14 protein-coding genes are annotated in these 13456 nt (G+C 39.3%); 7 read left to right on the forward strand and 7 right to left on the reverse strand.

The window, feature by feature from the left end; all coding sequences use genetic code 11:
* Positions 1-484: 484 nt before the first annotated feature.
* The 5 genes from PHF18_RS10980 to PHF18_RS11000 all read left to right on the forward strand — a co-directional run bounded on the left by PHF18_RS10980 (position 485) and on the right by PHF18_RS11000 (position 5126).
* On the forward strand, positions 485-1426 hold the full coding sequence (locus PHF18_RS10980) for a glycosyltransferase family 2 protein (protein ID WP_300102539.1): 942 nt from the start codon (positions 485-487) through the stop codon (positions 1424-1426).
* On the forward strand, positions 1404-2297 hold the full coding sequence (locus tag PHF18_RS10985; RefSeq protein ID WP_300102542.1) for a lysylphosphatidylglycerol synthase transmembrane domain-containing protein: 894 nt from the start codon (positions 1404-1406) through the stop codon (positions 2295-2297). The genes PHF18_RS10980 and PHF18_RS10985 overlap by 23 nt, the downstream gene beginning before the upstream one ends.
* 71 nt (positions 2298-2368) lie before the next feature.
* The gene (locus PHF18_RS10990; RefSeq protein WP_300102545.1) at positions 2369-2956 is read left to right on the forward strand and encodes a bifunctional 2-polyprenyl-6-hydroxyphenol methylase/3-demethylubiquinol 3-O-methyltransferase UbiG; all 588 of its coding nucleotides are present in this window, start codon (positions 2369-2371) and stop codon (positions 2954-2956) included.
* Positions 2957-3377: 421 nt separating this feature from the next.
* Complete coding sequence (locus tag PHF18_RS10995; RefSeq protein ID WP_300102548.1) at positions 3378-4469, forward strand: type I restriction endonuclease; 1092 nt, start codon at positions 3378-3380, stop codon at positions 4467-4469.
* Positions 4470-4670: 201 nt separating this feature from the next.
* On the forward strand, positions 4671-5126 hold the full coding sequence (locus tag PHF18_RS11000) for a hypothetical protein (protein WP_300102551.1): 456 nt from the start codon (positions 4671-4673) through the stop codon (positions 5124-5126).
* Positions 5127-5298: 172 nt separating this feature from the next.
* Here PHF18_RS11000 and PHF18_RS11005 read toward each other — a convergent pair whose 3' ends face one another.
* The 3 genes from PHF18_RS11005 to PHF18_RS11015 all read right to left on the reverse strand — a co-directional run bounded on the left by PHF18_RS11005 (position 5299) and on the right by PHF18_RS11015 (position 7890).
* Complete coding sequence (locus PHF18_RS11005) at positions 5299-6204, reverse strand: RimK family alpha-L-glutamate ligase (RefSeq protein WP_300102556.1); 906 nt, start codon at positions 6202-6204, stop codon at positions 5299-5301.
* On the reverse strand, positions 6201-6479 hold the full coding sequence (locus PHF18_RS11010; protein ID WP_300102559.1) for a hypothetical protein: 279 nt from the start codon (positions 6477-6479) through the stop codon (positions 6201-6203). The genes PHF18_RS11005 and PHF18_RS11010 overlap by 4 nt, the downstream gene beginning before the upstream one ends.
* 214 nt (positions 6480-6693) lie before the next feature.
* Positions 6694-7890 carry a tetratricopeptide repeat protein gene (locus PHF18_RS11015; protein WP_300102562.1) on the reverse strand — a complete coding sequence of 399 codons (1197 nt, stop codon included), beginning with the start codon at positions 7888-7890 and terminating at the stop codon, positions 6694-6696.
* A gap of 252 nt (positions 7891-8142) precedes the next feature.
* On the opposite strand from PHF18_RS11015, the gene PHF18_RS11020 reads away from it, so the two are divergent.
* The gene (locus PHF18_RS11020) at positions 8143-8901 is read left to right on the forward strand and encodes an HAD family hydrolase (RefSeq protein WP_300102565.1); all 759 of its coding nucleotides are present in this window, start codon (positions 8143-8145) and stop codon (positions 8899-8901) included.
* Positions 8902-9060: 159 nt separating this feature from the next.
* Here PHF18_RS11020 and PHF18_RS11025 read toward each other — a convergent pair whose 3' ends face one another.
* Together PHF18_RS11025 and PHF18_RS11030 are read right to left on the reverse strand one after the other, a co-directional pair.
* Positions 9061-9939, reverse strand: coding sequence for a tetratricopeptide repeat protein (locus tag PHF18_RS11025; RefSeq protein ID WP_300102567.1), 879 nt, complete (start codon positions 9937-9939; stop codon positions 9061-9063).
* A gap of 1006 nt (positions 9940-10945) precedes the next feature.
* Positions 10946-11458, reverse strand: coding sequence for a response regulator (locus PHF18_RS11030; RefSeq protein WP_300102570.1), 513 nt, complete (start codon positions 11456-11458; stop codon positions 10946-10948).
* Positions 11459-11704: 246 nt separating this feature from the next.
* Here PHF18_RS11030 and PHF18_RS11035 point away from each other — a divergent pair, with 246 nt between their 5' ends.
* A complete protein-coding gene (locus PHF18_RS11035; RefSeq protein ID WP_048066210.1) occupies positions 11705-11986 on the forward strand; it encodes a helix-turn-helix domain-containing protein in 282 nt (93 codons plus the stop codon).
* 234 nt (positions 11987-12220) lie between these two features.
* Here the strand turns inward: PHF18_RS11035 and trxB are convergent, their stop codons facing one another.
* Positions 12221-13138 (reverse strand): thioredoxin-disulfide reductase, encoded by a 918-nt coding sequence (gene trxB, locus PHF18_RS11040; RefSeq protein ID WP_300102584.1) that lies wholly within the window; start codon positions 13136-13138, stop codon positions 12221-12223.
* A gap of 54 nt (positions 13139-13192) precedes the next feature.
* Entirely contained in the window at positions 13193-13435 is a 243-nt protein-coding gene (locus tag PHF18_RS11045; protein ID WP_300102587.1) for a thioredoxin family protein, read from the reverse strand.
* Positions 13436-13456: the final 21 nt, after the last annotated feature.

The raw sequence follows: 13456 nt of genomic DNA on the forward strand, positions 1-13456 counted from the left end.
TAAGGCAGGAAGGCAAACAATAGCTCTTTTTTATAAGATAAATAATTAAGTCATAACTTATATAGAATGGTTTTATAAGAAAAGTAGTTAAAGCCCTATTTCCATTATTTGGTGGGGGAGCAAATAAAAAGGGACTAAAATTGTAGCATTTAGCTTCAGTAGTTAAAGTCCTATTTCCATTATTTGGTGGGGGATCAAATAAAAAGGGACTAAAATTGTAGCATTTAGCTTCAGTCGTCTAGGCGTTTGATGATGAGATTGCTCTGACATTCTAGCCATGGCTACTTAATATAAGTCATAAACAGGATTTAGTTTGCAAGAAATAACTATATATTAGTATATTATTAGTCCTATATAATCCTGCTTTTCAGAATTAAAAGGAGATTTCAGATACATACGAAAAACCACCGGAAAAACGAGGAGTTTATACAACAGAAGCTTCACCATATTTTCCAGGAATGCATTCCGTCTCAGAGGATTATACATGTCTAATAAACCCTGTATTTCAATTATAATCCCAGTTCATAATGAAGAGGAAAATATACTTGAGTTATACGAGAAATTATACAGTACTCTTTCACTAATGGAAAAAACATATGAGATTATTTTTATTGATGATGGATCTACAGATAATACTTTTGAAAAAATAGGAAGCATAAAAGATTGTAAGGTCAAAGTTGTAAGATTTCAACGAAATTATGGGAAAGCTGCAGCTCTTTCCTGTGGATTTAAAAAATCAAAAGGAGATATTGTTATTACCCTGGACGGGGATCTGCAGGACGATCCGAAAGAGATCCCGAGATTTATAGATGAGTTAAAAAAATATGACATGGTATCCGGCTGGAAAAGTAAAAGGCAAGATCCTATTTCAAAAACTCTACCTTCAAGGTTCTTTAACCGGTTAACTCGATTCATAAGCGGGGTCAAAATCAACGACTTCAACTGTGGGTTTAAAGCATACAATAACTATGTTGTAAAAAACATAAATCTATATGGGGAGCTTCATCGTTACATCCCGGCTCTTGCTTCCTGGAAAGGTTATACTGTAGGAGAGATTGAAGTCGAGCATCACCCTAGAATACATGGAGAGTCAAAATATGGGGTCGAAAGGTTATTGAAAGGGACATTGGACCTTATAACAGTTACATTTCTGATGATGTACAAGAAGAGGCCTCTGCATATGTTTGGAGGTATAGGATTCCTTCTTGGTTTTTCCGGAGTATTTATATCAGTTTATTTGATGTTTTTATGGGTTACAGGAGTGGAAATAGGGGACAGGCCCCTTCTCATGTTCGGGATCTTACTTACGGTCATCGGAGCCCAGTTTGTTTCCCTTGGTCTGATCGGAGAACTGATCACAAGCTCGAGAAACAATGATGACTATATTATAAAGTACGATAGCTATGAACTGGAAAACGGCAGGTAAAATTGCAGTTACTTCGGGATTAATGCTTTACCTCATAAGCAAACTCGACTTAAAGGCAATTTATGAAACCTTTACTCAAATGGATCTGGCATTTCTTTCTCTCTCACTACCGTTTATTGCCCTGATGTACCTGATAAAAGCAAGAAAGTGGCAGACCCTGCTTAATTGTATAAATGTTCAAATCCCTATCAAGCGATCATTGGAAATAATTTTGATAGGGACTTTCTATGGGGCGCTCACCCCTGGCCGAGCCGGAGAGGTTTCAAGAGCATTTTATATTGATACCGAAAAATCGAGAAGTATCCCCACTGTAATAATGGACAGAGTAATAGATATTGTCTGTCTTCTGGCACTCAGTGTTTTGTCAACAGCTCTCTTTTTTAAAGACAGAAATCTGATTTATTTAATGGTTTTAGTCGTGCTGCTTTTTATTGCTGGAATAATTATAATCATTAATGAGAGGATAATAACCTTTGTTTTCAAAAGCTTTTCTCAAAGAAAGGAACACAAAGAAAATTACATCAAAACAATTAGAGAGATTACAGGGAACAGAAAAGCATTGTTTATTGTTTTTTCCTTAACCTTTGGGTACTATATATTAAATCTAATCGTTTACTGGATAGTGATTAAATCCTTAAGTCCGGCTTTAAACAATATTCTTACATTTTCCCTGCCGATAATCGTAGTTTTAGGCAATCTTCCAATATCGATATCAGGGTTCGGAGTTAGAGAGTTTGCAAGTGTTACTATCTTCAGAATGCTGAACGAAAACTCAGCTTATGGGTTCTCATGCCCTATAGTTCTGTATTTTTTAACATCCCTATCTCCTGCATTACTCGGATTTCTACTTACTTTAAGGAAAAAGTCTTAAAAAACAAAGCAGCTTTAAAAATAAATGGTTTTAAAACAATATAAGCGCTGAAACTTAAATGAGAGGTTTGGATGAATCAAAATTCAGAAAGTGGGAACTATAAAAAGTATACTTCCAAAAACCCGCTTATGGGAATAGTCATATCTAAATTCATGAAAGATTTGAGTGAAACTATAGCTCCATTAGAAGATCTAAACAGCATCATCGATATCGGCTGTGGAGAAGGGTTCATCATCAATTGTCTCAACAGACCGGATATTACAGGTGTAGATATCTCAAAGAAAGCATTGAATATCGCAAAGCGAAAAAATCCAGAATGTAACTTTTGTACAGGAAGTGTATATGACCTCTCTTTCAAAAAAAACAGTTTTGACCTTGTACTTGCTACAGAAGTTCTGGAACACCTTGAAAACCCGGAGAAAGCCCTTCAGGAAATCAAAAGGATCTCTAAAAACTACTGCTTATTCAGCGTACCCAATGAACCTTACTTCCGCACAATGAATCTCTTAAGAGGTAAAAATCTGACACGTTTCGGGAATGATATCGAACATGTTCAGAACTGGAGTTCACGAGAGTTTGTGAAACTGGCAAAAACATATTTTGATGTGGTGGAAGTAAAGAAACCGTTTCCATGGACCATGGTATTATGCAGAAAATAAGAATAAAAGCATGCAGAAAATAAGAATAGAAGCGAGATGAAGCCAAAAATGTAACCTGGAAGCTGAAGGAAAACAGTTTAAAAAACGTTTATTAACTTTTTAGGGTTTCATTTTATGTGAATTCTTTGTCAGTTGACTCTTACTTTTTTAATTCAATATATAGGTTTAACTTCATTATTAGGGAAATTGTTTTTTACAAAGCTTCTTTTTTCAGGTAATTATCCAGTCATTTATTGCTCAAATAACAGTTGTAGAGGCATCTATTCAATTCAACCTTATAAAAACAATATTTATGATTCATAATATATAATAAAAAATTACAAAGTATCAAAGTTTAAATAAAGAAATGAAGTAAAGCTTAACATTATATGGACAAAAAGGTTTAAATTTTTAATAATTCCGATCTTATGAAGGAGTAAATATGGATTTCATAGATCAAATTCAAGAACTTGCAGCAAGGATTCCAAAGCTACGGGAAAACATTAAAACCGAAGAGGCTACAAAAAATGCTCTCGTAATGCCTCTAATTAACATATTGGGCTACAATGTTTTTGATCCCGGAGAGGTAGTTCCCGAGTACACCGCAGACTTTGGAACCAAAAAAGGAGAAAAAGTTGATTATGCTATTTTCAAGGATGAAAAACCTGTCATACTAATCGAATGTAAAACTATTGATGCTGACCTGGACAGAGAGCATGCTTCTCAACTATTCAGATATTTCAGTGTAACTGATGCAAAAATAGGAATCTTGACAAACGGCATAATCTATCGGTTTTATACTGATCTTGATTCTCCAAACAAAATGGACGATAAGTCTTTCCTTGAGGTCAATTTCCTGGATATTAAAGAACCATTAATAAATGAGCTTAAAAGGTTCAGGAAAGAATCCTTTGATATTGATGATCTTGCTACTGTGGCCTGTGAATTGAAGTACACAAGAGAGATAAAACAGATTCTTGCGAGAGAGATTAATTCTCCCTCAGAAGATTTTGTGAAATACTTTGCAAAACAGGTACATAACGTACCATTCACTCAGAATGTCCGTGAGAAATTTACAGGAATCACAAAGAACGCACTTGGTCAATTTATAAATGAAAAAATCAACGAGAGACTGAAACTCGCTATGTCAGAAGGATCTGTCGAAGCCATATCAGACAAAAATAACGGACAGGAAACCCCCGATATAATGGAAGTATTAAATGATGGTGTCGTGACAACGGAAGAAGAAATTGAAGGATACCATATAATAAAATCAATCCTGCGCTCAACCATTGATCCAAAAAGAATCGTAATGAGAGACAAAAAGAATTATTGTGGGATATTGCTGGATAATAACAATAGAAAACCCATCTGCAGGTTGCACTTTAGTACCAGGCAAAAGTATCTTGAACTTTTTGTCGATGAAGACCGAAAATCTGAAAAAACTCCAATCAACGAGTTGAATGATATATACAGTTATTCGGATCAGTTAATAACCACATTAAATAGTTACGAGAACGACGTCCATAAGTAAGGAACAGGGATAACATTACTGGTATTATGGATTTTTGACTGGAAAATCTCTTATTCTAATACTTTGAAGAACCACCCCAAAAATTAAGGGCGTTTCGATTAGGCTTATCAAAATGGTCCGGCCAGTAAAAAATAAAAAACAAGACTTAAACATAGAGCAAATGGGTCAATAATCAATTAATCCGGAAGAAAGAGGGGAACGGTGAATAAAAGAATATTAATATGTATTTTATTTTTCTTCGTTTGCATTGCCATACTAGCTGCGGGGTGCCTGGAAAAAGAGTTTGTTAGGGAGAGGCAGGTAGCTACTTACCAGGATGTATACGAGGGGGAAAGTGAGAACTGGAAAGCAAAGTTTGTGCAAAACGTAACGGAATTTACCCTGCCTGCGGATGATGAAATACTTTATTATGTAGATGGTGAGATAATCCTTACATATAAAGGCAATCTTTCAGAGTTGTCTTCCGTACAAGTAATTGAATATTCTTATGTGCGTAATTCGGGCGAAGGAGGATGGACGGAGGCGAACCCCCACAAAAGGGTTTATGGGGGTAAATTCTCTTACGGTGGGAGTCTGATAGACAGAAGTGAGGCATTCAATGTTATAGTTGGTCTGGACGGAAAAAAAGAAACAATTGAAGTAAAAAAGATTGGATGAACTTTGAAGATCAAATTAATTTTTAAGACCAATTAATTTTTGTGTGCTGTATTTTCTGAGATCTTATTTTAAACGCCTTCCGGGAAAAGCCGCTCGTATTGGCGAGCGTGATAGGGTACTGGGACTGGAAATCAACTTACTTCCGATCGACAAAATCGAATCGATTTGACCTTCATTTTTCCCCCACTTTTTCCCTTATAAAATCATAAATCATGCCTGCAACATTGACGTCACAGCACTCTTCTATGCCCTCGAAGCCCGGAGAAGAATTCGCCTCGCAGACTTTGAAGTGGTCGCCGTCGAAGAGAAGGTCGATGCCGGCTATGTCAAGGCCGAAGGTGCGGGCGGTTTCGGTTGCCAGCTGTTCTATCTCAGGGGTCATGTCGAATTTGCGGACTGCTCCGCCTCTGGAATAGTTGGACTTGAAACTGCCTGCGGGGGCAATCCTTTCCATGCAGGCGACTGCTCGCCCTCCGATTACAAGGACGCGGAGATCCCTGCCGAGGCTGGATTTTATGAACTCCTGAAGGATTATATTTGCATTGGGGTTGGTTACATGGATCAGTTCCATGATGTCCCGTAAATTGTCGTGGTTTTCCGAGAGGAAAATGCCTTTGCCCATAGAGCCTGAGAGGGCTTTTACTATAAGGGGGAAACCCAGGTATTTTTCAACCAGGCTTATGTTTACCGGGTTTTTGGCAAACATTGTATTGGGAGAAGAGATCCCTCTCTCAGCCAGGATCTGCTGGGAATAGAGCTTGTCTTTGACGGTGTCAATGCTCTGTGAAGAGTTAAAAACGCGGACTCCGAGGCGTTCCAGGTGTCGGATAACCGCAAGTGCGAAGTAGGTAGTGCCTGCGCCCATTCTCGGCAGGAGAAAGTCCGGAAGGGGGACAACTTCTCCGTCCAGAAGAATGCTTTTTCGGTCATCCCTTGTTACAATCAGGTCAAACTGGTCAGGCTTTACAACCCTGAGCTCTATTCCCTTCTCACCCGCAACCTCGATGAAGCGGTGAATCTCGTACAGGTCGGGCCTTAATTCGGCAGCCGTACTCTTGTAAAGAATCCATCCTTTCATTCTTTCATCCACTCCGTTCTGGGGAGAAGTGTTACTAAATTTAAAAGAAGATAGATGTCTATTTGAAAAGCGTTTCCGGTATATAGAATTATGCTTATAATTATGTTTAGAATCATGCTTTGAATTATGTTTTTCGCTGTTGAATCCTGTATTTTTACTGGATTTCCTATTTTTACGATTTTTGAATTTTTCGGTTTTGTGGGACATTTCGGAAAACCGGAAATGAATATAAAAAACGAGGCACAGTCAAAGATAAATAATGGAGTTCCTGACAAAATGCCTGGTAACGATCCGGGAAATATTCGTTTTTACCCTTTTCCTTATCTTCTGACTTCTCAAGAGGTGGCAACCCTTTTTTATTCGGTGTTTGCCGTGCTTTCCGTGATTTACCTTTCATTTTGAGATTAGGGAAGGAAACTTCGGTACTTGACTATAGTTAAAAGAAAAAAGTGAAAAGTAAGATCCGGAAAGGGAAAGATCCCTCCGGATTTACTGAGTGCCCCCTCCGATCTCAGCATATCTGGGTTCAATTTCCACAGCCTTTCGATATGCGTCCTCAGCTTCTTCTTCACGCTCGAGGAAACTCAGGCAGACAGCTTTCCCAAACCAGGAGTCTGCAGCATTCGGATCGAGGTTAAGTGCCTTTTCGTAGGTTTCCAGGGCTTCTTCAAAGCGTTTGAGCTGAGCCAGCACAAAACCGAGGCTTGTGTAGGCTTCCAGATATTCAGGGTCAAGTTGTGTGGCTTTTCGGTATGCTTCGACAGCTTCTTCAAACCTCTTCATCTGGCTGAGGGTAAAGCCTTTGTTATACCAGACATCGGAGTTTTCCGAATTGATTTCTATTGCTTTTTCAAAAGCATTAACTGCTTCTTCATACCTTTCCAGGTTTTCCAGGTCTATGCCCATATTATTCCAGGCATCATCATTTTTAGGGTCAATTTCCACAGCTTTTTCATAGGCTTTCAGAGCCTGCTTGTAACTGCCAAGGCTATCAAGGTCCACTCCTTTGTAATACCAGGCTTCAAGAAAACCAGGGTCAATTACGATTGCTTTATCATATGCGATTATTGCTTCATCGTAGTTTCCCATCTGTCCGAGAGCTATACCCTTTCCAGTCCATGCCTCTTTATAATCCGGATTTTCCTCAAGGACTTTTTCATAGGCTTCAACAGCCTCTTCGTATTTTTCTGCATGGCTGAGGTTCAGGGCTTTTCCATACCATGCATTAGGATAGTCCGGCTTGAGCTCAAGAGCTTTCCCATAGGCTTCGACTGCTCTGTCATATTCTCCTACCTGGGAGTAAGAAAAAGCCATGTTGTTCCAGAGGTCTGCATCTTCAGAATCGATCTCAACAGCTTTTTGATAGAGTGTGAGAGCTTCTTCAAAATCTCCAAGGTTTTCAAGAGCTGCAGCTTTATTATTCAAAAGATAGATATTCTTCGGGTCTTTGTCGATCGCCTTATCAAAGGCAACAATTGCCTCTTTTAACTTGCCAAGCCTGAGAAGATCAAGGCCGCACTCGTTAAGTTCGGCTGCAAGAATTTCGTTGCTGACCTCCTCCCCTGCCACGCTCTCCGAGTCATCCAGTACATACATATCATCGGAAACCGTTCCCTCTCCGGTTTCAGTTTTCTCTCCTTTTCCTTCTCTTGTGAAGGTTTCGTCCTTTTGTTCTCCAGAGTTCATGTCAAAATTTCCTTTACTGTTTCCTTTACTGTCTTTTACAATTAAGACCCGCAATTTTTCAAGTATTCGCGTTCGTTATATACTTAAGTCTATTGTCCGTTATGACCTATACATCTGTCCTTTATGGCTTTTATAGCCTCTCCCTAAAAGTAGTCTTAAAAGTCTGGAAAAGGGAAATCGAAATAGAAGACGGTCAGAAAGATCCAAAAAATGTACCCTATATCCTAAAGTATGAACCAGATCAGGAAAACTATGGAAAGTATACGGAATAATGTACCGCAAAATCGCCAGAAAACTCTAAAAGCTGTTCTCTTTGATATGGATAATACCCTTTTTGATTTCATAGCCGTAAAACTCATAGCATGCAGGGAGGTCCTCTCCTATCTTGGAGAGGGAAATAGGGGCCTTAAGAAGGATCCTGCGGAACTTTTCAGGTACTTCCTCAGGGGAACTTACGGATTTGAAGACTATGAAAATATAAAGGACTACATGCAGGAGAGAAAGCTTTTCACAGAGCAGGCATACAGGCAGTGCTGTGAGATCTATGACAGGGAAAAACTGCAAAATCTCGAACTATATCCCGGGGTAAGAGACACCCTTGAGGAACTGAAGAAACTTGGCCTCAGGCTTGTAATAATAACAGATGCCGACAGGTACCATGCCCATGCAAGGCTTACGAAAGTCGGGCTTCTTGAGTCCTTTGAGTTCCTTGTGTCTGCGGATATGACATGTACGAAAAAGCCGGACCCTGCCCATTTTCTCTTTGCTCTTGATGCCCTCGGGCTAAAGCCAGAAGAAAGCCTGGTGGTGGGGGATAGCATCAAAAGAGATATGGCTCCCGCACGCAGACTAGGCTTAAAAACAGCATATGCTTCCTATGGGGACTGGAGACCCGCAGAAGAAACAGAACAATGCTTTGACTTTCAGCTCAACACATTTCATGACCTGATGGGATACATCGGTACCCTGAACGGCACTCATGTTCAGACAGATTCGCAAAACAAAAATTAAATTGATCATTAAATAAAAGTCAGTCCAGATAAAAGATTTAGAGAAAAATATAATTTTAGCCGCTATGCCTGTTAATCCCTTAATGAGTTTTTCTGGCTAACGGCTTTTTCTGGCTCCTTTCTGCAGTTTTTCTGGAAATTTGCTCTATATTAAGGTTGGTTAAATAAGGTCTGAGTATATTGGGTTTATATCGACTGCCCTTTCGTAGGATTCCATTGCTTTCTGATGTTTATTAACCCTGTCGTATACTATTCCTTTGCCAATCCAGGCTTTTGTAAAGCTGGGGTTGATGTCTATAGCCTTTTCAAAAGCTTCAAGTGCTTCTTTGTATTTCTCAAGGTCTCTCAGGGCAATTCCTTTGTTGTACCAGAACCTTGCATTCTCAGGATTTGCTTTTATCTTGTTGTCAAAAATCTCTACGGCTCTCTCAATGTATAATTTTGCTTCATCGTTCTTCCCGAGCCAGCGCATAACAACTCCTTTGTTGTAAAGGGCTTTTCCGTTGGTCGGGTTTAACTCAAGTGCCCTGTTAAAAGCATCAAGAGCTTCCTGATAACTCTTTATTTTACAGAGCCCCATTCCTTTCTTGCACCATTCGCTTGCGCTCATAGAGCCCATGTCGTAATTCGTTGAATAGAGCCGGATAGCTTTCTCAAGGTCATCCATTGCATCTTCGTATGCTTTCATTTCCCTGAGGGCCATTCCCCGCCTGTACCAGACTTCCGGGTCTTCAGGAGCAAGGGCCACCGCCCGGGAGAATGCATCCAGGGATTCCTCGTACTGCATGAGGCTCAGGAGAAGTTCCGCTTTGAAACACCAGGTTTTAGCATCAGAAGGGTTGATCTCAAGAGACCTGTTAAAAGCATCAAGAGCTTCCTCGTACCTCATGAGGTTTTTGAGGACAATCCCTTTGCTAAACAGGATTTTTGCATTATCAGGGCTTATTTCCAGAGCCTTCTCGTATGCATCCAGAGCTTCTGTAAACCTTTTTAATTCATGGAGTGCAACGCCTTTATTGTACCATTCATTTAAACTCATAATTTTACCACACCTTTTTTTGGATACGTTTTTCCACCGCTTTACCACATCTACCTTGAACAACAATATGCTTTCAGAGCATTAATTCGGTTTTGTACTTTAATTCCTTATCAGAAATAAGGACGGAAAAACAGTTACGCACAATAATCTACGTTTTATTCTTTTTTAAACATTTTGAAATATTCATAAACATTATTATTTTAAAAATAGAGTTTTTAAATTATGCTCATGACCAGAGAATCTATTTATCAACCTTTTAATATTTTATCTAATAAATAAACAAATTTAATACTATTCGACTAAAATATGACTAATATATGTACATTATGGTCGTAATAGCTCATTCATCGCTGCAATGTTCCGCTTTCGCCAAAAAGTTCTCCCGGTTCTCCCTGAAAAGCAAATGGGTTAAGGTCGGACAGATATCTTCTGGATAATAAGAAGCCGATTTCTATGCGCGACCAGTATGGAGATAATTACTTGTTTCCCTGATCTCGAAGTTGCGGCAGAGTTCTCAAGGAACTCTCAACGAAGCTATGTAATTTTTACGGAAAATCTCATTTTAGCGGATAAACTTGATTTTAACGGGAAAATGTAATTTTAAAAGAATCTGTAATTTTTACGAATATACCCATTTTACGAAGTGATATAATAGGATTTGTAAAAAGTGGTCTTTATTGAAATAATTAAAAACTAACGTAGATATATCTGGGGTACAATATAATTAAATTCATTAAGATGCATTTCAAGTAATTTTTGAGTAAAAGTAATAAACATGATTGATAAGCATATTAACTGACTATAAGTAAAAAAGGCATCTTAATAAGTGTGTAAATAAAAATATTAAGATGCCTCAAAGGAATCTGGTGAATTTCAACCTCCTGAAAAGTCTCGTAAAGTATGCAGGATCTGAAAAGGAGAAATAAAAGGAAATTTCACCTTTTAATAAGTCTGATTCCTTTATGGGAGTTTTATTGCTTATCAGAAAGCAAATTTCCTCCCTGATTCAAATCTGGCTACGTCTCATGACCATTCCGACCCTTGCTTTCAATTCTAATGGATTAAAAGGTTCAGCAATGTAGTCGTCAGCTCCTGATTTAAAGGCTTTAAGAGAACCTTCAGCTTTATCCCTTTCACTCAGCATCATAACAGGAATCCAGCAGCACTTTGGGCTGGCTTTAATCTGTCTGCAGATTTCAAAACCATCTGTATTCAGAAAAGCCGTATCAATCAGTACCAGGTCTGGTCTTTCTGTATTTACTGTTTCAAGGGCTGAAAAGCTATCCGGGGTATTGACAACATTGTAGTTTTCAGCTTCAAGAACCTTCTTTAGGGTATTGTGGACCTTATGCCCATTACCCATTATCAGGATTTTTTCCCTGATATCATGAAGGTTTGCAATCCGAACTTTTACTAACTCTTCCGTAACTGAAAGAGTTCGGGCAATATCTCTTTCGCTTATTTCAGGTTGTTCTTCTATAAGCTTTAAAATTTCACGGTCAAGATTAATGTTATGCATTTCCCTCCACCTCATACAGTATACATTTTCTTAGGTATTAAACATTTCTCAAATATTAAAACGAAAAGTGTAGTTAAAAATATACACAGTATATTGAGGGGGGCGCGGATTCATCCAAATATTTCTAAGATTTTGTATGGATCGCCTGGCTAACCAATAATGAGATAAGTTTATAACCCTAAATAGCAAGTTAATAGTGGAAATAAGAATCACTTACGGAGAACAGCCACCTCTGAGATGATAACAATGGATCCACTTGAAAAAATCTTTGGAAAAACCGCACAGATGACCGTCCTTAAAAATCTAATTGGGCACCAGAACGAATCGACCTACCTATCAGGGATAGCAGAAGAGACCGGTCTGTCTCATTCCAGTGTATCAAGAGTCATTACCCCTCTAATAGAGTCGGGTATTGTCATAGAAAAACCTCTTGGGAAGCAGATCCGAACTTTTCAGCTGAATATGGAAAGCGACGCAACAAGATTGATCATAGATTTTTACAATAAAATTAACCAGATGCTGGAATAAGCCTTAAAGCGCATTCCTGAATGCTTAATTTAGGGACAGAGCAATTTTACTGTCCCCTTTTTAATTTTTTCATGAATAGTGTTGACTATATGATTCTGGAAAGAACATGGCAAGGACCTTAATCAAAAGAACCGTGTTTTCAGGCCAGGTTCTGGTTTAAGCCCTTCCCGAATCTTTTTATTCAATTCTGTCTATATTATTCAAAGCTGTCCATATCATTCAATGTTGTCTATATTATTCAAGGCTGTTTATATATTCGTTTGCAGCCGTGGCGGCGATTGCTCCATCACTCACCGCTGCTACAAGCTGCCAGATAGGGGTGTCGCGGCAGTCTCCGGCGGCATAAATTCCCTTCTCTGAGGTTTCCATCCAGCGGCCGGTCTTGATGAAGCCTTCATTATTTTTTTCCACACTAACGAATTCGGTATTTGGGTGGATGCCCACATAGATAAAAACTCCGTTAGTAGAAAGCTCCCTTGATTCTTTGCTGTTGAGATCTTGCAGGATAACTTTTTCGACCTTTTTTATCCCTTCCCCGCTTCCTACTATTTCCAGGACAAGAGTATTGAGGATGAGCTCAATGTTTGGAGTTGCAGACGCCCTGTCCTGAAGGACTTTTGCAGCCTTCAAACGGTCCCGCCTGTGGACAAGATATACCTTCTGGGCAATCTTTGAAAGAAGAAGAGCATCTGCAACTGCAGAGTTGCCGCCTCCTACAACAACTACAGTTTTGTTTTTGAAAAAAGGTCCATCACAGATTGCGCAGTAGGAGACTCCCTTACTGATAAGTTCTTTCTCTCCGGGCACGTTCAGATGCTTTGGATTTGCGCCTGTGGCAATGATTAAGGCTTTTGCTTCCAGGTCCCCGCCATCCGTTGAGACTATTTTTTTTGTCCCTTCGGTCCGGACCGAGAGAACTTCAGCAATTCTGGTCTTAACCCCGACTTCCTGAGCATGTGTTCTATATTTTTCCATCAGTTCAAGTCCGGAAATTGACGGAAAACCAGGATAGTTTTCTACAATATCTGCCATCGAAATCTGACCGCTGATCTCGTTTCTTTCAAGAATAAGGGTCTCAAGCCCGAAACGCACAGCGTAAATTCCCGCCGCAAGCCCTGCAGGCCCCCCTCCTATAATAATCAGGTCGTACATACTTACCTCCCATAAACAGAAAATGAGTTCAAAAAATAAAGTTTTACCGTGCCTTCACTTAATGCGGGCTACAGCATCGGCTTTTTTAGGAAGGCCCGTAAAAGCAGTTTCCCCGTCGATAAGAGTTGTAGGGACCCCTACTATGCCATACTTATCAGTAAGAGCCTGACCCTCCGGGGTCTCCACATCAACTTCCTCGTACTCGAAATCGTATTCCGATTTAAGATCTTTCCAGAACCTGCGTGTTGCCGGGCATGCCGTACACCAGCTGGCGTGAATGAGCGTAACCTTTACCATGAAAATACATCTCCAAAAACT

This window comes from Methanosarcina sp. (assembly GCF_028693135.1).
GTDB lineage: Archaea > Halobacteriota > Methanosarcinia > Methanosarcinales > Methanosarcinaceae > Methanosarcina.